Raw genomic sequence first — 23,627 nt, forward strand, 5'->3', positions numbered from 1 at the left:
GATAGAAATGAAAACGGACGTTTTGATAGTCGGTGCCGGACCGACCGGATTGGCGTTGGCGTGCCAGCTGATCCGATACGGTGTTGATTTTGTAATCATCGACAAGAAAGAAACCATCACGCCGTATTCTAAAGCGATCGGTGTACAGGCACGCACGCTGGAGATATACGAGCAGATCGGTTTAGCTGACAAACTTGTTTCCATCGGTGCCAAAGCCGAAGGTGCAAAATTGTTTGTCGGCGGCGAGATACGCGGTGAGATCGATTTTCGCGACATCGGAAAAGGGTTGAGTGCCTATCCATTTGTTCTCATAGTCGAGCAGGGCAAACACGAAAAACTCCTTTACGATCACATCAAATCCCACGGCAAAGATGTTCAATGGCAAACCAAGCTTCAGGATTTCGCGCAAACCGACAGCGGCGTTACGGCAACCGTAATAAATTCAGCCGGCGAGACCGATACGATCGAAGCCAAATATTTAATAGCCTGTGACGGAGCGAAGAGCCTCGTTCGTCATTCGCTTGGATTGACATTTACGGGCAGCACATTCGAGCGTATGTTTTACGTTGCGGATGTCGAACTTGATTGGCAATACGGCAGCGGCGGACTGTTTGCATTTCTGATGAGAAACAATCTGCTGGTCGTTTTTACAATGAACGGCGACAAACGATACCGGATTGTCGGCACATTTCCCGAGGAATTTTCTAAAGACGAGGGCGATGTGCTTTACGAAGAGATCGAAGCGCAGATCAGGAAAGATGCCGAGATAGATTTTGAAATTACTAATGTAAATTGGTTTTCGACTTATAAAGTGCACACTCGGCACGTTGATAAATTCTTGGTTGGACGTGTCTTCGTCGTCGGAGATTCGGCGCATATACACTCGCCAGCCGGTGCTCAGGGCATGAACACTGGAATTCAGGACGGCTACAATTTGGCGTGGAAACTGGCTTTGGTTTTGCATGGACGAGCGAGCGGTGAACTTCTTAACACTTACAACCAAGAGCGGTTGCCGAACGCCGAAAATTTGACCCGCACAACGGATCGCTTCTTTGGCCTGATCGCGGATCCCGACCCGCTGCTGACGTTTGTGCGAATGAGTGTATTTCCGTACGCTGCTAAATTTTTGTCGGGGCTCAGGGCTGTTCGACGGTTCATTTTTCCGAGACTTTCGCAGATAGCCATCAATTATCGGGCTAGCAACCTTAGCCGAAATTCAGGAACGTTTAAGATCAAAGCTGGCGACAGGATGCCGTACTTTCAAGTGTATAATCAGAGCATTTACGACCGGATGAACGAGCCGAAGTTTCATCTGCTCGCCTTTGGCGGAGATGGATTTGCCGGAGTTGGCGATGAACTGAAAGATCTTGTCGATGTACGCAATTTGGCTCTAACTACCGAGGTCGCGGAGATTTTTGGAAACGACAAACCGTTCATCCTACTTGTCCGGCCCGATAATTATGTTGGAATGATCTCAAGTAATGTTTCCTTTGAAATAGTAAGTGGGTATCTGGCTGATATTCTTGGCCAATAGCATCACAAGTGCTGTTTCTGTGTAGGCGAGAGGATTCACCTCAACAAAGAAGTAAACAATGCGGATCAACGAGAGAGTCCTTAAGCTAAACGACAAACAGCCCAACCCTAAAGCTCGTTATGTACTCTACTGGATGCAGATGTATAAGCGCGTGGAAAACAACCATGCACTTATTTATGCCATCCGACAAACCAATGAACTAAAATTGCCGCTCGTAGTTTACGAAGGATTGAAATATTATTATCCTTGGGCTTCGGACCGAGTACATACTTTTATTCTCGAAGGCGTTGAAGAAAACCGGCTTGAGTTCGAACGGCTCGGCATTCGATACATCTTCTATTTGCAAACAGATAAAGACGCTCCAATGCAGACGGTCGCAAAACTTGCAAAGGACGCAGCAGTGATCGTGACGGACGATTATCCGTGCTTTATTATTCCAGAACACAATCGACGCATCGCGGAAAAAGCGGATATTCCTGTTTATGCAGTCGATTCAAACGGCATCATTCCGATGTCAAAATTCGAAAAAGAAGAATACGCCGCTTACACGATCAGGCCGAAGATCAATAAGCTGCTCGACCAGTATCTCAAGCCGCTCGCAAATGAAACTGTTGACACTCCGAGTCTTGGCATCAAGGTAGATTGTCCCGAAACCGAAGTAGCTGTTGATAATATCTCCGACCTAGTCACGTCATGCGATATCGATCACAGCGTCGCACCGAGCACTCATTATCGTGGCGGCACAGCAAACGGACGCGCTCGTCTAAAGAATTTTGTCAGCAAAATATTGCCTGATTACGATAAAGCGCGAAGCAAGCCTGATCGTGACGGTTCTTCGCGTTTGTCTTCGTATCTTCATTTTGGTTTCCTGTCGCCGCTTGAGATCGCACTGACCGTGCAGGACGCGGACGCTCCGCAAGAATCGAAGGACGCATATCTCGAAGAACTGATCGTTCGCCGTGAGCTTTCGTTCAACATGACGCGGCACAATCCGAATTACGATTCATTGGCCGCACTTCCCGCGTGGGTTCAAAAAACAATGCGCGAACACGCCGATGACGAGCGGCAATATGTATATTCGCTTGAGCAACTGGAAGCCGGCGATACGCACGACGATCTTTGGAATGCCGCGCAACGCGAAATGGTCGTGACCGGCGAGATGCACAATTATGTCCGTATGCTGTGGGGAAAAAATGTGATCGCATGGTCGCCTAGTTACGAGGTCGCTTTCGAAACGCTGGTCCATCTCAACAACAAATACTGTCTCGACGGACGCGATCCAAATTCATACGCGGGCATCCTGTGGTGCTTTGGCAAACATGACAGGGCTTGGTTCGAAAGACCGGTCTTTGGCCTGATCCGCTACATGGCAAGTCACAGCACTGGAAAGAAATTCGATTCAAAAAAATATATTGAATGGACGCAAAGACTGGCAAATGATGCTCCGTCCGTTCAAGAAGATCTGTTTTCTTAGGCCGCTAACAAAGGAATCCAATTTTTGCTCCAGTCAAATTGCTCCAATCCTGAAAATCGTTTTTTGTAATCATAAAAAGACTCTCCTTCATAAGCGTAACCGTGATAGTAAAATGTTTTACCGTTTTCTATCGCATATTCGATCTCTTTGAGCATTGTAAAAATACCGAGGCTGCGTGATGTTTTTTCGGGATCAAAGATCGCATAGATGCTTGAGAGCGAAGTCTTGCCAACGTCAAAAAAGCTAACCGCCAAAAGTTTTCCTTCACTGTGAACGCTCAACTCAAATCCGTCGGTCGGCTCACGTGCAGCGTCGCTTGAGAGAAAATCATAAATGCTACTTGGCACACCGCTTTTGAAGCGACGCTTATGCCGCTCAAAAAGATCGTGTGTTTTGTCAGTGATATCGATCGGCCCAATTTGCACATTTAGATCATCGTTGCGGCGCAAAATACGGCGTTGGCTTTTGGAGAATTCGAAGTCTTCAAGTCTAATACGAAGCGGAAGCACGCGTCGAATTTCATCCTCATAAATGCCGAGATTATAACGAAAAAAATGCGTCCCAAAATGCCGCCAGCCATCAGCGAGAAGCAGATCGAGCTGCGGGGATGTGACGTTTTCTGCGTGGAATTCCTCGTTTATGAGTTGTAGGTCGGCATCAAGCTGCATAACGTTTTTAGTGACCCGAGTACCAATCATAGCCGCTTTCAGCCCAATAGTCCTTTGGCCGTTCATCGGTAAACTCGATACTGCCTATGCGTTTTATCTGTTTGATACCATATTTCGTTGGCGACGCAAGTCGCAGCGGCGCTCCATGTTCCGGCTTGAGAGGAGCGCCGTTCATTTCATACGCAAGCAGGGTCTGCGGATGCATAATGCTCTTGGTATCCCATCCCACGTAATATCTTTCGTCGGGCGTGGTCATTGAAACGTAAGGCGGAAGGTCATTTATAGATTTGCCAGGAAGTATGTGTGCTGCAAAATCAGAAAAACGCACTCCTGCCCAATGCACGATAGTACTCCAACCTTCGATGCATTTTAGTTCAGTAATCATCTCTGTTCGCGGCAGCTTTTTTATATCGTCGAGAGTTAAAAGCAAAGCGTCCGTACGATTTGCAAGTCCGCCAACCGCAAGCCGCCAAGCTTCTATGTCGATCTCGCCCTCTATGCCTTCCATTCCGTTAACCCTTGGCGGCGTGACACTAGACAATGGAAATTCAGGAGCCAGCCGCCCTGGACTGTAAAAGAACTGACTTACTTTTTCATTAAATTCAAATGTGCGTCTGAACAAGGATGTTTTTGTCTCACCTGACGTCCACCACCAACTAAGAACTCCGGTCCATGTGGCAATGCCGGCAACTGAAAAGCCGAGGAGAGACCGAAGAAACATACGTCTGTTTGCATCTTCAGCGGACAGCGGTTCACTCAAATGTCGGCGTTCCTTGAGAACAGATGCTGTATTGTTCGGATCATCAGGGTAAGAACCTATTGTGTGGCCCGTTCTCTTCTCAAATTCACGAACCTTTTCCAGAAGTATTTCTTTATCTTCACTCATGCTTTCACCTTATCCGTTGCTTGTTCCCGCTCGGCGTCGACCGTATCTATGATGTCGTAACCGGTGATCATCGAGCGAAAATTTGCCCAGCCGGCAAGTGCGACCTGAATTACATGGACGACAAAAAAGAGTACAAACAAAACCGTCAACCAAAAATGCTCGAACCGTGCCCATTCGTAGCCGCCAAGCAGGGATGTCAGCCACGCGAGTTGTAGCGGCTTGTATATTGCGAAGCCTGTAAGTGTTGAAGCCGCGCCCATCAAGATCACGCCTGTGTATGCGATACGCTGAGCGTCGTTATATTTGCCTTGCGGCGGTTTGGTTTTAACGATGCGGGCATCGTGCAGAGCGACTATCGGCGCTCGCTTAAATGAGCCCGGCAAAGGAAGCAACGCGCGCCATTCGCCTGAAACGAAAGTGTAAATAATGTAGAACACTCCGTTTAAAGTGAAGAACCACATGAAAAAGAAGTGCAGCTGCAGCCCTTCGGCCAGGCGAAAGGGAATGCCAAGCGTGTCGTAAAACCATTGAGGAAAAAAATGCAATAACTCAATTCCGCCGATCCGTATTGAGTAAACAGGATTTGCCCAGTAGATCAAAATGCCGCTCCAGATCATCATCGTCAGAAGCGGAAAGTTGATCCAATGCATCCAACGCACCGCAAGCGTATGTTTTTTCTCAAGCTGTTTGGACATTGCCATTTGTTACCATTATGCGTCACTTTCTTCGTGCGTCCCAGAGATTTTTTAACCAAAGAGGATAGAGATCACAAAGACAAATGAAACGATGTTCTTATTTGCGCGTCCCTGAGATCTTTCACCACAAAAATCGTCTTGCGTCCCTGAGAATGTCGCGTGTTACACACGCTCGTGTTTTGATCTCGCTTTTCTACAGGTTTCGCTCACGCTTCACCTGTAGCCAAAGTTATTTCGTCTGCTCCCCAGACTTGCGCGTCCCAAGGATTTTTCACCACAAAGACACAGAGAACACAAAGAAATGAAACCACATGTTCACAATCTGCGCGTCCCTGAAGATCATGGCGAGCCGCGGCCTAGGTTTGGTGTGAGAGTAGATATGGAGTTGAGCTCGTTCTGAGTGGAACTCAGACTCTGCGTCTTCTTTGCCCGTCGATCATGCGTCCCTGAGAATTTGCCGGAACGCAGGCAGGCGTTTATGCGTGTGCGTCCCAAACACGACATCGCATACCACGGTACAAGCTCATGCATCTCACTATCCAACAGATCGAACAACACCGCCGGTTCGAATTCCGGGCGGTCGTGCGGATTGTCCATCATCTGATAGACGAAGTCCGGCCCGAAACGGCCTTCGAGCAGCACCTGGCAGACGCTGTCTATGTATGCGACCCGTGCAAATTCGATCTCGGACCGTCGGATGAAGAATTGCGGATGGATATTTGGAGTGATCTTTGCCGTTGTTCGGCTGATGCGGTTCTTGTACATAGCCTCAACTTAGCGCGAAAATCGGTTTTTGGAAATACCAATTTACACGATATGGCTTAATTTCCACGAAAAGGCTTAACTTTCTCGATATGGTGTGATTTACACGAAAAGACCTAACTTTCACGATATGGCGTGGTTTACACGAAAACGCTCAATTTTCACGATATGGCTTAATTTCCAAGGGTTTTAACAAATGCAAACACCTCCGGTCGCGATTGCTCCCGGTTCTGACACAACCGAACTGTGTGGCGATTGTTGTATAAATTCTGCGAGGTGGGGTTATGAAGAAACTACCAGTTGACCTTTCCTTCCTGCGAGGTGTCGATCTGGGCGAGTTCGACGCCTTCGTTAAAGAGGAATATTTTCAGATTGTCGAAAAGAAAATCGTGCGAGTCGGGATTGGAAACGTCGAGACCGTAGTGGTTGATGAGCTGCATCTGTTTCTTTTGCCATTCGGCCCAGCAGTCTTTGCAGATCTCGTCGGCAACGCGCTGGCCGAGTTCGTTGGGCATAGGCGGAAAACCAAGGGGCTCATTTTTTAGCCCGCAACGGGAACACTTAAATTTTTCACCAAATAAAGCCATGTTACTTACCGCCGAACATTCCGCTAAGACTGCCAAGCAATCCGCCGCCGCCTTCGCCACCGCCTCCACTGAGGAAGCTGTCGACATAACTGTTATACGGCGCCGGAACGCGTTCCTTCAAAAACCCTGCGACCGTTTCAACCGCTGCCTTTGCCTGCTCTTCGGTGATACCGGCTCGCTCCGACACTTGTTTGATCAATTCGTCCATAGCAAAAATTTTATCACGCTTCGCCGCTATTTGCTCGCGGCCTTTATTGCATTAAGAATATCCTCGTCGCTCGGTCGCATAAAGCCGATCGGGCGAACTTTTTGATACGCCAATTTGCCTTGCGCATCGATCACGAATTCAGAACGTGAAGTGCGGCCCGGTATAAGCGATTTCGCACCGTACAGATCTCTCACCTCGCCTTTTTCATCCGCCAAAAGCCGAAGCGGCAAGCTGTATTTATCGGCAAACTGTTTTTTCGACTCCACCGAGTTTGTCGAAATGCCAACGACCTCAGCACCCGTCGCCTGATAATCCGACCAGTGATCGCGCACGGAGCACATCTCCTTTGTACAAACCGGAGTATCGTCACCCGGATAAAACATCAGCACGACAACCTTGCCGCGATGATCAGAAAGCGTCCAATCGTTTCCGTTACCGTCCTTGAGTGTGAAGTTAGGTGCAGTGTCGCCAATGTTCATTTCTTCAAGTTCTCCTTAACCGTAAGTATAGCCGTAATAACAAACGGAAGTGTCGAAAGAAATATCTTGTAATTCAATGAAATAACACCCACAAAACTAATGAAAAAGAGCAAAACACCTAAACACGCGAGACCGATAAAGGTCATAATTTTGCTTGGCCTTTTTTGAAACAGCGTTATGAACAATATGATCTGTCCGAACAGCGGCATAAGCGTAAGTGGATGCGCAACGGACAGAGGATCGTTCACTAATCTCGAAAGAACCTCGCCCTCGCCCTGAAAAAGGAACATATGATTTTCCGTTCCCCACTCAAGGTATCCGAGTAGCGACGTAACAATAAGGCAGCCGTTCAAAATTCGTCGTTTCATGTTAGCCCCTGCTATTGAAAGTCCCTTATATCTTTAAATGGCTTATCCGCATCCGTAAAATCCGGCCGGTAATAGTGCGATGCCGATTCGTATTCTTGCATAAAGCCTTCTTCCATTCCCAGGGTTTCGAGCAGTGATACGGCTTGGAACCATTCGCCCTCGGAAATGCGGCGTGAGAGCAAGATGTATCGCTCGTCGGTCGCGGCTTTGTTGGTTGCGTAGTATTGAGCCATCAGCGAGATCGCGGTTTTGGGTGAAAGCTCGTCGCGTATCCAGCGGAGGTTTCCTTCGATGCCGGCGATGTCGTTTGGCAAAACTAACAACCGGATCATCAGGCCGCGTTTTAATAAGCCGTCGTCGTCAAAGACAAGTTCGTCGCCCATTTGGCGGTGCATTTCTTTGATCGCTGCGTGAGCGTGTTCTTTGTAATCGCGAACCTTTGAATATTGAAGTCCGGCGTCCGAATCGGCGTATTTCAGATCGGGCAGATAGACATCAACGATGCCGTCGAGCAGGCGCAAAACCTCCACAGAATCATAGGCATTTGTGTTGTAAACGATCGGAAGCCTCAGACCTTTTTCGGCGGCGATGAGAATCGCGCGAGCCATCTGCGGTGCGAAATGTGTGGGCGAGACGAAGCCGATGTTGTGACAACCGCGCTCCTGCAATTCGAGCATTATTTCGGCGAGACGTTCGTGGGTTATCTCGTTCTTTTTCTGTGTTTTCCAGGTTTGGGAGATCTGATAATTCTGGCAATAGACGCATCGGAGGTTGCAGTTGCCAAAGAAGATATTTCCCGCGCCTTTTGTGCCCGACAGGCAAGGTTCTTCGCCAAAATGAGCCGTGTAGCTCGATACGATAGGCAAACGGCCCGAGTAGCACGCAGCGATCTCATCTTTGAGCCGGTCATTGCCGCAATCTTTTGGGCAAACGGTGCACGACGCGAGCATGGCTTCAAGGGCTTCTACACGCGCCTTCAATTCACCTGATCTTAATAATCTTAGATAAGATGGCTTTACGACTGACATTACTTTAGTTTGCCTACTTCACAACACGACAATGATAACAACCTTTATGTCGACTATCCTTTTTATACCAACGATGCTTCTGCCCCACTAACTCACAGTCTTCCGGCGCTTCAGGATAAAATTGATTCAAATAATCATCGGGAACTAAATCACTGGTTCGCATTGCTGAATACACTTCAGTTTTATCGCCGACTTTTTCATCAAACAATTCAAAGACATCTACCAATGAAGCAAACTCACAATTTTCTAGATCCTTGCTGTATTGACGCGCATTCTTTTCCGCTTTTTCGATAGCTGAGTCTGAATTGTCTGCTTTAACCAGAAGTATCCTTTCTTCATATATTTGCCTTCGAGATTTCGTTTCAGGGTGCCGGAAAATACATTTTGCGGAGTACCAAGACTTTTTCATAAAGTTATTCTCCGCCAAAAGTGTCAGGTACTTTGGGTTCATTCTTGTCCTTAATTTTTGCGAGAGACGTTCCATTGTGTTTGCCGCGTCGTTGATATTTGCTCGCGACTTCTTTTGGCGCCACTTTGCGCGCGAGTTCCCACGTGAAGTCCATCTCAGCGTTAACAGTCGCGGTCGCCATTCGGGTTTCCCTGAGCATTTGCAGACTGCCCCAAAACAAGCACATTATTCCGATAATGCCGATCGGGATCGGCAGCCAGCGATAGTAACTGAAAAACGCCGCAATGGCGATGGTAACACTCGTGAGTACGAACATGCCCAAACCGTAATAGAACGCTGCCATCGCTCGCTGGAGTATGCGTGCGCGGCTCGTTACCTTGTCCAACAGATCGACGATCACCTCAACGCGTTTGTCATACAGCGGGACTTCATTCTTGTCTTCGAGATATATCAAATCGCTCAAACGCTCTTCTAGTTGGCGAACACGGTCAATGACGCGGCCCAACCGTGTCGAAGTCGAAAGCACAAGCGAACCCGTCGCCGAGATCAGCAACGCGGGCGTGACCATCGCCGTCAGAAATTCGATGGTCGAATTTAGAGCATCAGGATTAACAAGACTGTCGGGCATGTGATCATTTTACCGCAAAGACGCCGAGACGCAGAGGACGGAAAAGTAACATGGATAATTTGGATAATTATTTAGCTGCGTCCATCTGTGGGTCCAGAATTCAAAACGCGTTCGACTTCGCGGGTCATTTGTCCGGTGATCATATACCAGATCATCTTGAAATCGCTGATGAACGCCCAAAACGGATAACGAAAGCTAGCGGGTTTGTTCTTTTCGACAACGAAATGAGCGAACCAGGCAAAAGCGTAGCCAACGACAAAGAATATCGGAAAAAAATACCACTGGCTTCGAGCGGTGAAAAATATTAGTAATACAATCCCAAGCGAAGTGCCGACAAAATGCAGCAGCCTCGTAAGCGGCAAGCTATGTTCCGAGACATAGAAATCCCAAAATTCTGTATAGTTTTGCGGGTCCGAAGTCATATTCAGCTTGTGTTTCAGCCGAATAATAGTATTTTATGCCGCTTGTTTCAATTCGACAGGCTTTTTTCCGGCGTCAAAAACACGGATGTTTGTTGCCCAGCCAAATTTTTCAAAGATACGTATGGCGATCCAATTCATATCGAACTGATACCATTCGAGGCCGTGTCGTGCTGAGTTTGGCGACATGTGGTGATTGTTGTGCCAGCCTTCGCCAAATGTAAGCAGTGCGACGAACCAATTATTGGTTGAAAGGTCTCCTGTGTCGTGCGGACGTTTGCCGTATATGTGAGCAAGCGAATTAACAAACCAGGTCGTGTGCCAGCCAAAAACGACACGGGCAAACAAACCCCAAACGATCATCGTCCAACCGCCTAGTGCAAACAAAACAAGAGCTGAAACGATAATAGGCACGTAGTAAAAACGTGAGATCAAAACGTGGCCCTTATCCTTGAGCAGATCGGGAACATAACGTTTCAAAGTTGCTTCGTCGTGGTCCTGCGCCTTGCCCCAAAAAACCCAACCGATCTGCGGCCACCAAAAGCCGGAGCGAGCGGAATGCGGATCTTTTTCCGTATCAACAAATGCATGATGAATACGATGCGTCGCGATCCATTTATCCGGCGGATCCTGCATAGACATCGTCGCAAAAATAGACAACAAATATTCGAGCCATTTTGGTGCCTTAAAGCTACGATGCGTCAGTAAACGATGCCATCCCAAACCTACGCCGAGGCTGCCGACGATCCAGTTGCCGATCAGCAAAGCTGCCAGATTCTGCCAGCTAAATGTAAAAAACACAGGAATTGCCATCAAATGAAACGATGTTACGATCACAACATTTTTCCAGTTGACACTGAGGGTCGGCTTCTCGAATTCGAGGACGTTTTGCATTAAGAATAAAATGACCAGCTAAAATACGACAGTTTTAGAGTAACAGGTCGAAGGGAAATGGTTTGTAATAGTTGGGTAAGAATGTCGTTAGAATTTAACTCTTACGAATTCAGCAACACCAACTCCGACGAGACTGCAAACTATCTCAAGTCCGATACCGAGAAGCGAAAACACCACGACAGCAATAAGCACACAAACGACCGGGCTGAGTTGTTTCTTCGTTAGAGAACCGACAAGAAAATAGGCTCCGGTGCTTGAGAGGATCACAACCATCAACGCCATTAAAATATAGGCTCCAAGCCCCCACATCGCGTCGCTCTCGCTGTATCCGTTCATCGCTAACAGCATGGAAAAGAAGATCACAACACCGGTGGCGAGCCCTGCGATCATCGTGATCAGAAATGCTGTTATCTTTGCAGTCATGTTTCTTACGTGTTGAGTTCCGGCAAAAATATTTCGGCCATCATACACCTTGCGCTTCCGCCGCCTAAGGTCTCGATCGTCGGGATCGGGATCGGAAGCAACTCGCAATATTTTTCCAAAACCGCTATTTGATCGTTTCTTAACGAATCAAAAGCACTTTGAGATTGCACTAAATATACTTTTCCGTTCTCGCCCGAAACCGCCAACATATTGCCGGCAAAGTTGTTCATCTGATCGAAACTGATATCAATAATTTCGAGGCCGCAATTTTTCAAAGAGTTGATAATAGCTGTTTTTTTGATTTCGTTTTCGATGCTTTCAAGACAAACTACCGCAAAACCAACGCCGATGCACATCATCACGTTTGTATGATAGATCGCTTTGCCATCTGCGTCTACGGCGTGGAAACTCACCGGTGCGTAGCCTAAGATTTCCGAAACTTTGTTGAAAAGCCCCGCATCTGTCCGCGCTGACAAACATGCATAAGCAATTTTGTTAGCGTGGTCAAAAACTATGCTACCAGTCCCTTCGAGAAAGCGGTTTTCTTTTTCAAAGTGCGAGAGATCGATGATCTTTTCGACGTGAAATTCTCGTCCGAGAGTTTCAATAATATCCATCCGCCTCTCACTGCGGCGGTTAACCGCACACATCGGATAGAGAATTACCGTCCCGTCAGCATGAAACGAAACCCAATTGTTCGGAAAAATCGCGTCATCTTTCTGAGGCATTTCAGTATCCTCAAAAACACGAATGTTGATGCCTTTCGAATACAGGGCTTCGGCAAATTGATCAAATGCCGCTAGGGCGTTTTGTTTGATTAGATTTTCATCTAGATCTTCCGCTTTGTTTTGAAATTCGTTGGATTTAGCAGTTTCGGGGTTGTATCCAAAATTCTGCGGACGAATGAGAAGTATGTTTCTGGCAAGTGGCATTAAATATCCTTTTTAATTGTATTGTCTGCGGGGTTGCTTCGGTGGCCAATGTACCAACCCAGTGACAGTGCTCCAATTTGAACGAAACCAAATATCGAGAGCGGTAGAATTAAGTACTCTTTATCCAGTAGGCGTGACTCGTGAAGCAAGGCGCGGTCATACTGAACCAGACTTCCAGAAAATTCTAACCAGAAGGGGAGAATCGATCCAAATACACCAGAAATTAAGGCGGAAACATATAGAAACTTTCTTACTGCAAATTGCTGCCAAATTGAGACATAGGTCGCTGCCAAAGCAAGCATTAGAAAAGGAAGTATTGGCGTGACTGGATCCGCGCCCGTAGTTCCCCCGCCTTTAATGTAAACAGCAAACAAGATCAGAATTTGAATTGCGCTACTAAGGACAAACCCAATCACCAGAATAATTGTCCAGAAATTCCTTTTCACATCCTCATTCCTAAAATAATTTCCAATGCTAATCCGCAAACGCCACACTCAATTGTTTTAGAGGCATCGACTTCTTTGTGTCGATATCATCAATCCCATCACGGTTTATATAGTTGTAAAGGATATCTCGCTGTTGGGGCGTGAAGCCGGCTTCGCGGATCTGGTAGCGGAGGTCGCGTTCGTTGGCTTCGTTGTCGGCACCGGCGGCGGAGACTACGTTTTCTTCGATCATGATCGAGCCCATGTCGTCAGCACCGAAGCGGAGAGCGGTCTGACCGAGTTTTAGGCCTTGGGTTAGCCACGAGGCTTGGATGTGTTGGACGTTGTCGAGAAAGAGGCGCGAGACGGCGAGCATTTGAAGGTAATCGATGCCGGTTGGCTCTTCTTTTATTTTGCGCCCCAAAGCGGTATTTTCACGTTGGAATGTCCACGGGATAAATGCGGTAAATTCGCCGCCGGTGCCATTTTCCGCTTTTAGAGCAAGCGATTCGTCCTGCACGTCGCGGATACGCTGTAGGTGACGCACTCGATGTTCAATCTTGTCGCCGATGCCGAACATCATCGTGGCCGTCGAGATCAACCCAACCTTATGCACGGCTCGCATCACGTCGAGCCATTCCTGTGTGTTGCATTTGGTCGAGACGCGCGCGCGGACTTCGTCGTCCAAAATTTCGCCGCCGCCGCCGGGCATAGAATTGAGCCCTGCGTCTTTGAGACGCTGCATTATTGCGACGTAGTCGAGCTTTGAGATAAGCGAGATGTTGTGTATCTCAGGCGGTGAAAAACAGTGAAGCTGAAATTTGGGATATTTGGAGTGCAGCGTCGCGAGCAAATTCTCATACCACTCAATATTAAAATCCGGATGCAGGCCGCCCTGCATCAACACGCCGGTGCCGCCGAGCGCGATCGTTTCATCAATGCGTGTGCAGATCTCGTCAATCGAATGCACGTAAGTGTCAGGTTTGCCCGGACGGCGATAGAACGCACAGAATGTGCAGACGACGTTGCAGACATTTGTGTAGTTAATATTGCGGTCGATGATGTAGGTAACGACGTCGCCCGGATTTTTTCGCTGCCTGATCTCGTCTGCGGCAAGGCCGATGCGAACAAAATCTTTCGACTTTAAAAGCTCGGTGCAATCTTCTGCGGAAAGTCTTTCGCCCGAAAGCGCTTTGTCCAAGATCGGCTGAATATCTTTGCTCATTTATGGTTCCTGTTTATAATCTTAGCAAATGCGAACAAAAATGCGACAGCGGTAAACGCTCTCAATTTAACCTGACTTTCATGGCGAAGAAACAAGAAACCGTCAAATTCAAAACCAAACTTGTAAGGTCGGATGCGGGTTCCGGCTGGCATTTTTTGCTGGTGGATAAAGGGATCGTAGCAAAATTTGGTTTTGAGGATAAATTTAAACGCGTCGTTTGCAGTATGAATGGCGATGAGGGTTTTCAGTGTGCTCTTCTGCCTTGGGGCGATACGTTTTATATCATCGTCAACAAGAAAAAGCGTGATGCTATTGGCATTGTCGAGGGTGATATGGTCAATGTTGTTCTCGAAAAAGACGAGAGCAAATACGGCCTGCCGATGCCCGAAGAATTTGCTGAAGTACTCAAACAGGATCCAGATGGTGACCGTTTATTTCACGCTCTGACGGCTGGAAAACAAAGGTCGATCTTGTATATATTGGCGAGGCCAAAGGACATCGATCTTCGGATCCATCAATCACTTCTTATCCTTGAACACCTAAAAGAAAACGAAGGCAAGATCATCGATACAAAACTCTATGAAGAGCTAAAGCGGCCTATGTTTTAATCGACCGCAAACGTCATCGGCATATTTTTGTCTATCAAGCCATTCTTTGCCGCTAATTCAAAATACAGTTCCATTCCTTGCATCATCGAATCGTCTATCGAATACGAGATGTTTTGCGAAAGATATTCTTTCATTTCAACTGTTCCTAGTGGAATGTCGTTCTCATAATTGGCGATGATCTCGTCGAGATGAGCAACTCCTTCATCACGAGCAGCGGCAAAATCAATTGAAACGCTATTGCGGCGTGTCATCCACATTGCAAAAACAAATCCGAGGCCGGTGTGTTGGTGCCAGAGTTCAGCAAGATCAAATGTTCGCAAAGTTAAACCACCCGCTACGGCAGGTGGTTCTGACACTTTTAGTGCAGGATCACCAATGAGGAGCGCGCAATCGGCATTTGAAAGCATGTCGTCGATATTTGGAGCTGCCGGACGCCACTGGGGCTCGAAACCTAAAAACTCGCGAAAGATTATCTTTGTCAGCACGACTGACGTTAATGACGAAGTATCGAGCGAGAAAGAGCGAACATCATTCAGTTCTTCGCCTTTTGTTATCAGGCAAACGCTTCGCACTTTTTCGCGGGCGCCGACGCAGACGTCAGAAATCAGCCGGACATTCTCGATCATTTGATACGCGATGACCGGAACGAGTGCCGCATCGACTCGGTCCTGTGTGAGCAGCTCTGCAGAACGCGCCGGTGCGTTGTCGAGAATTATTTCCACCTTGCCGTGATTTCGTCCGTAGAGGAACGACCACACAAGCGGTGCTGTGTTCGAATAACTTGAAGCTGAGATGCGCAGCGGCGGCATATTATCCAAGCGTAAATACAAAGCAGCCCTGAATGCAAATATTGTTTGTTTGCAGCTTTTAAATTATTCTTCTTTTTATGAATTTCAAACTCGCTGCGGCAGTGATTGTTTTGCTGACTGTATTTTCACCTTTCGCTCACGGACAAAAAACTGTTGTAGTCAATGATCCCACAAACACGACCAAGCAAACGAAGCTTTCAGACGAAGATGCTGTATTGATCCTCCGCAATGTTTTGCCAAAGGTCACCGCGAAATATCAGCGAGACGCATGCAACGTAAATATTGAACCAGCAGGAGCTATTCATGGTGCATTTACGCGGACAAATTCTAAACAGACGCTCGCGTTCTTTCAGATCTGCCAGACGGGCAACGGATTTGGTGTCGCCGGGTTGGCTTTGATCGAAAATAAGAAGGTAATAGCGATCTTTGGTGCTGATGCGGGTTGGACCGTTGACATCGGCCTTGTGCCTGATGTTAATCAAAACGGGTTGAATGAATTTATTCTTGCTTATTCCGGTGGAATGCATCAGGGACATGGCGGAAGCGGTGTTGACCTGATGGAATTTTCAAAAGGCTCGCCCGTTGGCATTGGCTGGTATCTCGCTGAAAAATTTGAAGACACGCAGGCAATGACGGCCTGGAAATTAACGGCCAAGCCAGGCAAATCGCCGATTTACTACCGCCAAAAATTCAATGCCGACGAAACTGAGAAATGGCGCATCGCCGGCAAGGTTTCGGCTTTCAAACTCGGCAAAGCATACAGCAAATTCGATAAGGTCAAATAATTATGTTCTACGACGTAACAGTTCCGATCAGCGAAGCAACGCCGATCTATAAAGGCGATCCGGGTGTTGAAGTGAGTTCGTTCAAGTCGATCTCGACCGGGGCTTCGGCAAATGTTTCGCAAGTTGCTTTTGGCGTCCACACAGGCACTCATGTCGATGCGCCAAATCATTTTATCGACGGAGCAAAGCGCATTCACGAGCTTGATCCGCACAAACTTGTCGGGCCATGCCGCGTGATCGAAGTGCCTCTTGATGTCATCGCTATCGAGCCTGAACATGTCGGCGATATCAGCGGTGTGAAGCGAGTTTTGTTCAAAACCCAAAACTCGTCATTCTGGTCAGAACCGGAACGCGGATTTAGAACGGATTTTACTTACATAACTCCTGCGACGGCCAAATTGCTGGTTGATAACGGCATCGTTCTCGTAGGCATCGATTATCTGTCGATCGAAAAAAGCGGCTCGCCGGGACATCCGGTGCACATAACGCTGCTTGAGAAAGAGGTTGTAATTTTAGAGGGCGTTGATCTGCGCGAAGTTCCCGCTGGCGATTACGAGTTGATCTGCATGCCGCTGAAATATATCGGAGGAGGAGGCGATGGTTCGCCCGCGAGGACATTTCTCCTGACCAAATAAGGTGATATGAAACTCGGATTTGGAACATACGCTTTGACGTGATCTTGTGGGGAATTCTGCTGGGCGGCGTTGTATATTCACACGTTGTTTATTTCCCGGTTTATCTATCGCATCTACCTGAATCGGCAATAATTACGAATGGCGAGTATGCATTGCACGAGGAGCATTTTTGGATGTTCATACACCCTGTCCTGGTTCTGTCATTGATCGTCTCGCTCGCAGCAAACTGGAGTGATGCGATGAGGCGGAAATTGATCGCTTCAACTCTAGTTGTTTACATTGCGATAATTATTATCAGCATGATCTATTTCGTTCCCCAGCTTGCTGAATTTCATAACAGTCCGCGATCGGGGATCTCGTCGGCAGAATGGATAGAACGAGGACAACGTTGGCAGCAGTTGAGCTGGATCCGTGGGGCGGCTTTATTTGTTTTTGCGTTCCCGCTTCTCGTGGCACTTGCTCGATCGAGTAAAAATGCGGATAGCTGATGATAAAACCTATCGCAAGCGCGTTTATGACCTTGTGAAACAAATTCCCGCCGGCAAGGTTATGACTTACGGCCAACTGGCGATCGTCCTTGGCGAAGGCTACACGCCACGAACAGTCGGCTACGTCATGCACGGCGCTGACGAAGGCGTACCGTGGCAGCGCGTTATCAATTCGCAAGGCAAATGCTCGACAGGACGTTTGACGATACCGATGAATCTGCAACAGGAATTACTCGAAGCCGAAGGTATTATTTTCAACACTAGCGGCAAATGCGATCTGAGCACGTTTCAATGGTTTCCTGATGGTTACGAACCCGATAAAAGCGAACAGACAAGCTTGTTCGGAGATAATTAACCGCAGATGGACGCAGACAAAACGTGGATTAAAGACAAACAATCTGTGTTTATCTGCGTCCATCTGCGGTAAAAATTCTTAACGTCCCCACTTCAATTTATCTCGTAAAACATCAAAATAATTTCTATTCGTCGGCTGGACTAGGTTGAATGTAGTTGCGCTTTTACGGATTACTACGCGGTCTCCAGCTTTCATTGGGTAGCCGGTTTGGCCGTCTAGGCTGAGGACGACGCCTTCGTTTTCGTTGACGAGCGTTAGTTCGATCGCGGCGCTGTCTGGAACGACGAGCGGACGGTTTGTTAGCGTAAACGGGCAGATCGGCGTTAGGACGACGGCGTTCATCGACGGGTAAATGATAGGGCCGCCGGCGGAGAGGTTGTATGCGGTCGAGCCGGTTGGCGTTGAAACAATGAGGCCATCGGCTCGGAATCTATTTACAAAAAGCTCATCCAGTTTTACATCTATGTCGATAATACGTGCAAGTGCTGATTTGTTTATCACGACATCATTAAGCACGCGGCCATTCGCCAACTTCTCCGTGCCGTGCCAATGTTCGGCGTCGAGCATTACGCGACGGTCGACGTCGTATTGCCCGGCGATGATCGCTTCGAGAGCGGGAAACATTTCTTCGATACGAAAATCGGTCAAATAGCCGAGGCTGCCGTAATTGATACCTAAAACCAGAACATCTGCATCACCGATAAGTCGCGCCGTCGATATCATCGTACCGTCGCCACCCAGCACGACAACAAGGTCAGCAGTCATTGATGGAGCATTATCGCCATGAATTTCGTCTGACGAAACGGGCTCGCAAGCTTGGGCGATGCCGTGCGATCTTAGCCACGCGGACAGCTCGGCGGCGGTCCTGCCGGCTTCGGCGTGGCCTGGTTTTACTACTATTCCGACGGTTTTTATCTGTTTGCTGACCATGCGCGTGTTCAATTATCTCGTTAATAATCAATCAATTATGCCGAAACTTCAAGTAATTTTTCCACAGGATGGCAGTTTAAACGTTGGAAATCGCCATTGTTTTTGCTAGAATGGCGGTTCGCCCTAATGTCAATTAAGTAAGAAATAGGTATCAACAGATGTTAAGATTTTTCACCCGTCTCGAAAAGACACGCAATTTTGTTCTTTTTCTCTTCGCCATATTGATGGTTGGCAGCCTTGTGTTCTTCTACACGCCGCAGAGCAGCACTAGCTTGGCCAATCTGTCTCAAAGCACGGATACAGCCGCCTCGGTATCAGGTAATAATATCAGCATTGGCGAGATCGTCCGTCAAAAAGAGAATATGAGCCGTTTCATGCGCGGACAAAGCTCGCCGACAAAGACCGTTCTCGACGGACTGATCGACGGCCGCATTCGCCGTATCGAGGCGGAGCGTCTGGGGTTAACTGCGTCGGACAAAGAGCTTGCGGACGAGATATACAAACAGTACAAGGGTGATGGTGAGGATGCTAAACCGTTTGATAAGGCAGTTTACGAGCAGAATGTGATCGAGATGTACGGCAACATCCAAAGTTATGAACAGCGTGTTCGCGACGATCTCAGTTCGAAGAAACTCGAAGCTTTTTTGACGTCAGGCGTGACTGTTTCCGAACAGGAAGTGCTTGACGATTTTCAACGAAGGAACACGAAGTTCGACTTGACATACGTTTCGGTCAGCAGTGCCGACGTTGCCAAGACCATTACGCCTACAGATCAGGAACTCAAAGACTATTTCGCGGCGAATAAACAAAGTTACTACATTAGCGTTCCCCAAAAGAAGATCCGCTACGTATTTGTAAACACTTCGAAAATGGGCGAAAAGCTTAAGATCGAGGATTCGGAATTACAGACGGAATACGAAGGCTTGGCACCGGACAAGAAGATGGCAGGCGTACTGGGGCAGGAGATCGTTCTCCGTATTGCAAAGCCCGAATTTGACGGCCAAATCCAGGAAAAGGCCAGCGATCTGGTTGCCCGTTTGAAGGAGGGCGGAACAACCGTCACCGAGGAAGCCTTTGCAGAAATGGCAAAGGGTCATTCGGAGAATCCCGCGACCGCATCGCTCGGCGGCAAACTTCCCGGGCCGGTAAAAGAGAATCCGAACAAAAAGGATGATCCTTACCAGCGGCTCCTTAGGATGAAGCCCGGCGATATCACAGAACCTATCAGCTACCAGGGCAGATACTTCATCCTGCGTCGCGGCGAAGACGTGCCAAAGTCTTTTGAGGAAGCCAGAAAGGAACTTGAAGTTTCGTTGCGAAACCGGAAAGCCTATTCGCTGACCGCCGAGCTCGCTCAAAAGGTTGCCGATTCACTGAAAGTGACCAAAGACCCGCAAAAGACCGCTCAGGAATTTGCTGGGCAGGCTAATATGAGTGCGACGGACATGGTTCGCGAGACTGGTTACGTTAAGCCCGGCGATGACGTGCCTAATATCGGAACCTCGCCGCAGTTCGAATCCGGCATCGCAACGCTTGAAAATCCGAACGATGTCGGTGACAAAACCCCGGTCAAAGACGGTTTTGCAATACCTATGCTCGTGGACAAGAAAGAACCGCGAGATGCTGAGTTTGACGAGGTAAAGGCCCAGGTCACAGAGACCGTTAAGACCGAAAAGGCCCGAGCTCAGGTCGAGGAGATCGCAAAACAGATAGCAACCGGTGCGACGAGTGTATCCGCTTTGGATTCCGCCGCAACCGGTAAGGGATTGAAAGCCAAAGACCAGAAAGGCTTTGTTATCGGCTCACCGATTGGCGAAGGTCCAACGGCCGGCACTAATGAAGCCCTCGAAGATGCTATTTACGCGATGAAAAACGGCGAAGTCACAAAAACGCCTCTTAAGGTTGGCGATAATTGGGTCATCGTCGGCGTGGCTAACCGCGAAGACGCGGACAATGCCGAATTCACAAAACAACGCAGCAACTTGATCGAGCAAATGCAGGCAAGAAAGCGGAGCACAGTTTTTGCCGATTACATGGCGGCCACAAAACACAAGTTTGAGACAGCCGGGTATATCAAGATATACAAGGATGCTCTCGATAAGATCGATGCTCCCGACCCGAATGCACCGCCGGCAGCCAACACAGTTAAAAAGTAACATACGAAAATAAGTTGACTGAGAATGGAGAATTCCGCGGGAATTCTCCATTTTTCATTTAATAGGGACTTTCGTGTCAATTTTGTGTTGCGCCGCAATTTTTTCCTTGAAGAAATCAGCATTAACGTATATCCTTACGGATACCCGACAAGTGTGCGATCTTTGGCAGTTTTAGGCACATCCGACATAAAAGTAAATAGAAAAAGGATGAGGATACGATATTTTTGTGTTTGGATCTTGGCTGTTGCTGTAATTATCAGCAGCACAACATTATCCGCACATGGCAAAGATGAATTAAGTCAGGGTCCTGGTTATCAGGTTAGTGAGATATTTGGTTTTCAGAGTCCGATCACTGCTCTTTTCTCCAATACAACAAATTCTACAACAGCGGTAACGGTATCTTTGCCAAATGTGACCGCACCTCAAGGCTCCGTTATCGTTGTGCCGATTACCACCGGCGACACGACCGGCCTCGGAGTGATCTCATACGATTTGCAGGTAACATTTAACCCCGCGATAGTGACGCCAGCGACAACGGCATTTGATAAGACGGGAACCTTAAGCAGCGGCATGCTGGTACAGGCGAACACAATGTACGCCGGACACCTCATCATAACGGCCTTTCAGGGAACGCCGCTAGTAGGTGCCGGAACGGTACTGTTTCTAAGGTTCAATGTCATCGGTTCGCCCGGGCTGGCCAGCCCGTTGATTTTTGAAAGCTGGGTCGATCCCGGCTCAAATCCGCATCCGGGCTTTCGATATAATGAGGGCGATCCTGCTGTGATCGAAGTAAGCGGAAGCGTGACGGTTGCGACACCTACTCCGACCGCAACAAACACGTCAACGCCGACAAATACGGCAACCGAAACACCCATACCAACAAATACGGCGACCTTTACACCGACAGCAACAAATACGGCTACGAACACACCAACATTCACACCGACGTTCGTGCCTACATTTACCCCGACCTTTACTCCTACTTTTACGCCGACAAATACGGCGACAGCCACTTTTACTCCGACACCTACAAATACGGCGACATTTACCCCGACACCGACGAATACATCAACTTTTACTCCGACTCCGACAAATACAGCGACCTCAACAGCAACAGCTACTCCTGCGGGAGCTATACCGGTGTCGCTGCCGGATGTGAGCGCGTTGTCGGGTTCGCTGATCACGGTACCGATCACTGTCGGCGACTCGACTGGGGAAGGGATAATTTCGTACGACTTACAAGTTACCTTCGATCCGGCGGTCGTGCAGCCTGCTTCACCGGCGTTTGACAGGGTCGGAACACTGTCGAGCGGTATGTCCATCGCGACAAATGCCATATTTCCCGGCCATCTGATCCTTACCGCATTTCAGGCGGCTAACCTGTCGGGTTCTGGAACGCTGCTAAATCTAAGATTTAATGTGGTCGGCTCGCCGGGACAGGTGACGCCCCTTGTTTTTGAAGATTACATCGATCCGGCTTCGCTTCCGCATGTCGGTTTTATGTTCAATGAAGGCATGCCTGCTGTGAATTTGACCAACGGCAGCTTTACCGTCGCCACGCCGACACCAACAGCGACAAGTACCGCAACATTCACCCCGACAAGTACAGCGACGAATACCGCGACTGATACTCCGACGCCGACAAATACGCCAACAAGCACGGCAACGAATACGCCTACAAACACGGCTACAAACACGCCGACAGACACGGCTACGCCAACAAGTACCGCTACGGACACTCCGACGGCAACAAATACGGCGACCGCGACACCCACTCCGACGGCTCCGCCTTTCATTAGCGGAACTGTGACTTACGGCAATGCGATAGGCCTGCCTAACCCGCGTTTTGTGTCGAATGTCTTGCTGACCGCTGCCGGTTCACCTGCGGCCTCGGCTGTGACCGACGCACCGGGGCCGACAGCGGGACGGTATGCGCTTGATATCTTTGGGTCTGGACCTTATACGGTCACACCTTCGAAAGTAGGTGGGAATAACAATGCCATTAATTCATTTGATGCAGCGAGGGTTTCGGCTCATGTTACGGCTATCAATGCCCTGACAGGTAATCAGTTGGTTGCGGCTGACGTTAGTGGTAATGGCGTGATCCAGTCGTTCGACGCGGCACAGATTGCACGGTTTGTCACCTCATCACCTGGGGCTGGAACGACAGGCACGTGGAGATTTTTTACCGTTCCCAATGTTCCATTTCCGGTTGGAACTACTCCAACTAGCAGGACTTATCCTGCGATCTCTGGCAGTCTTGTAGGCCAGGATTACACCGCAATATTAATGGGCGAGGTTTCGGGCAACTGGACAAACACCGGAGCGAGGCCTTTAGGCAGTGGACCGGTGCGAAATGTGGCGGTTTCAGCTCCAGACGTTGTGAGTGAGGTTAGCAAGCAGATCGTGATACCGGTTACGGTTAACGGCGTGGCGGACAAGGGAGTCGTTTCCTATGAATTCGATCTGCGGTACGATCCGAAAGTGATTCAGCCACTCACTGATGTAGTTGAATTGAGCGGAACGGTTTGCCGAGGCCTTTCTTTCGCAGCCAATGCACAGGAACCCGGCATCTTGAGGGTTGCAGTTTACGGAGCAATGCCGATAGACAGCAACGGTATTTTGTTGAATTTGAAATTTACCGCTGTCGGAGAAAGCGGCTCAGTGTCGCCCTTGACGTGGGAACGGATATTGTTCAACGACGGTGAGATGCGAGCGACTTTGCTCAATGGGCGAGTTAAAATAGGTATAAGATAAGCATTCTTTTACGCGGATTGAGCGGATGAGACGGATAAATACGGATTTTTATATCCGGCA

General features: G+C 48.4%; 28 protein-coding genes. 9 read left to right on the forward strand and 19 right to left on the reverse strand.

Annotated features, from left to right (window positions below):
- The first annotated feature begins 7 nt into the window (after positions 1-7).
- Both IPL32_09085 and IPL32_09090 read left to right on the forward strand, forming a co-directional pair.
- Positions 8-1,534: an FAD-dependent monooxygenase gene (locus IPL32_09085; GenBank protein ID MBK8465972.1), complete on the forward strand. Its 1,527-nt coding sequence runs from the start codon at positions 8-10 to the stop codon at positions 1,532-1,534.
- 58 nt (positions 1,535-1,592) lie between these two features.
- Positions 1,593-3,008 (forward strand): deoxyribodipyrimidine photo-lyase, encoded by a 1,416-nt coding sequence (locus IPL32_09090; protein ID MBK8465973.1) that lies wholly within the window; start codon positions 1,593-1,595, stop codon positions 3,006-3,008.
- Here the strand turns inward: IPL32_09090 and IPL32_09095 are convergent.
- From IPL32_09095 to mqnC, 17 genes are all read right to left on the reverse strand, one after another.
- Entirely contained in the window at positions 3,005-3,676 is a 672-nt protein-coding gene (locus IPL32_09095) for an arginine-tRNA-protein transferase (GenBank protein MBK8465974.1), read from the reverse strand. The two genes, IPL32_09090 and IPL32_09095, sit on opposite strands and share 4 nt — an antisense overlap.
- A gap of 7 nt (positions 3,677-3,683) precedes the next feature.
- On the reverse strand, positions 3,684-4,562 hold the full coding sequence (locus IPL32_09100) for a molybdopterin-dependent oxidoreductase (protein ID MBK8465975.1): 879 nt from the start codon (positions 4,560-4,562) through the stop codon (positions 3,684-3,686).
- On the reverse strand, positions 4,559-5,257 hold the full coding sequence (locus tag IPL32_09105) for a cytochrome b/b6 domain-containing protein (protein ID MBK8465976.1): 699 nt from the start codon (positions 5,255-5,257) through the stop codon (positions 4,559-4,561). The genes IPL32_09100 and IPL32_09105 overlap by 4 nt, the downstream gene beginning before the upstream one ends.
- Positions 5,258-5,596: 339 nt before the next feature.
- The gene (locus tag IPL32_09110; protein MBK8465977.1) at positions 5,597-6,022 is read right to left on the reverse strand and encodes a hypothetical protein; all 426 of its coding nucleotides are present in this window, start codon (positions 6,020-6,022) and stop codon (positions 5,597-5,599) included.
- 290 nt (positions 6,023-6,312) lie between these two features.
- The gene (locus IPL32_09115) at positions 6,313-6,606 is read right to left on the reverse strand and encodes an oxidative damage protection protein (GenBank protein MBK8465978.1); all 294 of its coding nucleotides are present in this window, start codon (positions 6,604-6,606) and stop codon (positions 6,313-6,315) included.
- Between the two features lies 1 nt (position 6,607).
- Positions 6,608-6,814 (reverse strand): hypothetical protein, encoded by a 207-nt coding sequence (locus IPL32_09120; protein ID MBK8465979.1) that lies wholly within the window; start codon positions 6,812-6,814, stop codon positions 6,608-6,610.
- A 26-nt stretch (positions 6,815-6,840) separates the two neighbouring features.
- A complete protein-coding gene (locus tag IPL32_09125; GenBank protein MBK8465980.1) occupies positions 6,841-7,293 on the reverse strand; it encodes a peroxiredoxin in 453 nt (150 codons plus the stop codon).
- Positions 7,290-7,661 (reverse strand): hypothetical protein, encoded by a 372-nt coding sequence (locus IPL32_09130; GenBank protein ID MBK8465981.1) that lies wholly within the window; start codon positions 7,659-7,661, stop codon positions 7,290-7,292. The genes IPL32_09125 and IPL32_09130 overlap by 4 nt, the downstream gene beginning before the upstream one ends.
- A gap of 11 nt (positions 7,662-7,672) precedes the next feature.
- Positions 7,673-8,689: a radical SAM protein gene (locus tag IPL32_09135; GenBank protein ID MBK8465982.1), complete on the reverse strand. Its 1,017-nt coding sequence runs from the start codon at positions 8,687-8,689 to the stop codon at positions 7,673-7,675.
- Positions 8,690-8,702: 13 nt separating this feature from the next.
- Entirely contained in the window at positions 8,703-9,098 is a 396-nt protein-coding gene (locus tag IPL32_09140) for a DUF4288 domain-containing protein (GenBank protein ID MBK8465983.1), read from the reverse strand.
- A gap of 4 nt (positions 9,099-9,102) precedes the next feature.
- On the reverse strand, positions 9,103-9,726 hold the full coding sequence (locus IPL32_09145; protein ID MBK8465984.1) for a DUF2721 domain-containing protein: 624 nt from the start codon (positions 9,724-9,726) through the stop codon (positions 9,103-9,105).
- Between the two features lie 71 nt (positions 9,727-9,797).
- Complete coding sequence (locus IPL32_09150; protein MBK8465985.1) at positions 9,798-10,148, reverse strand: DUF962 domain-containing protein; 351 nt, start codon at positions 10,146-10,148, stop codon at positions 9,798-9,800.
- A gap of 33 nt (positions 10,149-10,181) precedes the next feature.
- Entirely contained in the window at positions 10,182-11,039 is an 858-nt protein-coding gene (locus IPL32_09155) for a fatty acid desaturase (GenBank protein MBK8465986.1), read from the reverse strand.
- 87 nt (positions 11,040-11,126) lie between these two features.
- Positions 11,127-11,462 carry a hypothetical protein gene (locus IPL32_09160; protein MBK8465987.1) on the reverse strand — a complete coding sequence of 112 codons (336 nt, stop codon included), beginning with the start codon at positions 11,460-11,462 and terminating at the stop codon, positions 11,127-11,129.
- Between the two features lie 5 nt (positions 11,463-11,467).
- Positions 11,468-12,394 carry an amidinotransferase gene (locus IPL32_09165; GenBank protein ID MBK8465988.1) on the reverse strand — a complete coding sequence of 309 codons (927 nt, stop codon included), beginning with the start codon at positions 12,392-12,394 and terminating at the stop codon, positions 11,468-11,470.
- Positions 12,394-12,840 carry a hypothetical protein gene (locus tag IPL32_09170; GenBank protein ID MBK8465989.1) on the reverse strand — a complete coding sequence of 149 codons (447 nt, stop codon included), beginning with the start codon at positions 12,838-12,840 and terminating at the stop codon, positions 12,394-12,396. The genes IPL32_09165 and IPL32_09170 overlap by 1 nt, the downstream gene beginning before the upstream one ends.
- A gap of 28 nt (positions 12,841-12,868) precedes the next feature.
- Complete coding sequence (gene mqnC, locus IPL32_09175; GenBank protein MBK8465990.1) at positions 12,869-14,044, reverse strand: dehypoxanthine futalosine cyclase; 1,176 nt, start codon at positions 14,042-14,044, stop codon at positions 12,869-12,871.
- Between the two features lie 80 nt (positions 14,045-14,124).
- Between mqnC and IPL32_09180 the strand changes: the two genes are divergently transcribed.
- The gene (locus tag IPL32_09180) at positions 14,125-14,652 is read left to right on the forward strand and encodes a DUF1905 domain-containing protein (protein ID MBK8465991.1); all 528 of its coding nucleotides are present in this window, start codon (positions 14,125-14,127) and stop codon (positions 14,650-14,652) included.
- Here the strand turns inward: IPL32_09180 and IPL32_09185 are convergent.
- Positions 14,649-15,461, reverse strand: a complete 813-nt coding sequence (locus IPL32_09185) for a menaquinone biosynthesis protein (GenBank protein ID MBK8465992.1) — start codon at positions 15,459-15,461, stop codon at positions 14,649-14,651. The genes IPL32_09180 and IPL32_09185 overlap by 4 nt on opposite strands.
- 77 nt (positions 15,462-15,538) lie before the next feature.
- On the opposite strand from IPL32_09185, the gene IPL32_09190 reads away from it, so the two are divergent.
- The 4 genes from IPL32_09190 to IPL32_09205 are packed head-to-tail and all read left to right on the forward strand — an operon-like array spanning position 15,539 to position 17,724.
- Positions 15,539-16,246, forward strand: a complete 708-nt coding sequence (locus tag IPL32_09190; protein ID MBK8465993.1) for a hypothetical protein — start codon at positions 15,539-15,541, stop codon at positions 16,244-16,246.
- Positions 16,247-16,248: 2 nt separating this feature from the next.
- A complete protein-coding gene (locus tag IPL32_09195) occupies positions 16,249-16,881 on the forward strand; it encodes a cyclase family protein (protein MBK8465994.1) in 633 nt (210 codons plus the stop codon).
- 38 nt (positions 16,882-16,919) lie between these two features.
- A complete protein-coding gene (locus IPL32_09200) occupies positions 16,920-17,369 on the forward strand; it encodes a DUF1772 domain-containing protein (protein MBK8465995.1) in 450 nt (149 codons plus the stop codon).
- Entirely contained in the window at positions 17,356-17,724 is a 369-nt protein-coding gene (locus tag IPL32_09205) for an MGMT family protein (GenBank protein MBK8465996.1), read from the forward strand. The genes IPL32_09200 and IPL32_09205 overlap by 14 nt, the downstream gene beginning before the upstream one ends.
- A 78-nt stretch (positions 17,725-17,802) precedes the next feature.
- On the opposite strand, the gene IPL32_09210 is transcribed toward IPL32_09205, so the two are convergent.
- Entirely contained in the window at positions 17,803-18,654 is an 852-nt protein-coding gene (locus IPL32_09210) for an NAD(+)/NADH kinase (protein ID MBK8465997.1), read from the reverse strand.
- A gap of 158 nt (positions 18,655-18,812) precedes the next feature.
- On the opposite strand from IPL32_09210, the gene IPL32_09215 reads away from it, so the two are divergent.
- Together IPL32_09215 and IPL32_09220 are read left to right on the forward strand one after the other, a co-directional pair.
- Complete coding sequence (locus tag IPL32_09215) at positions 18,813-20,810, forward strand: peptidyl-prolyl cis-trans isomerase (protein MBK8465998.1); 1,998 nt, start codon at positions 18,813-18,815, stop codon at positions 20,808-20,810.
- A 207-nt stretch (positions 20,811-21,017) separates the two neighbouring features.
- On the forward strand, positions 21,018-23,567 hold the full coding sequence (locus tag IPL32_09220; protein MBK8465999.1) for a hypothetical protein: 2,550 nt from the start codon (positions 21,018-21,020) through the stop codon (positions 23,565-23,567).
- Positions 23,568-23,627: the final 60 nt, after the last annotated feature.

Origin of the sequence: Chloracidobacterium sp. (genome assembly GCA_016711345.1) — a bacterium.
Taxonomy (GTDB): domain Bacteria; phylum Acidobacteriota; class Blastocatellia; order Pyrinomonadales; family Pyrinomonadaceae; genus OLB17.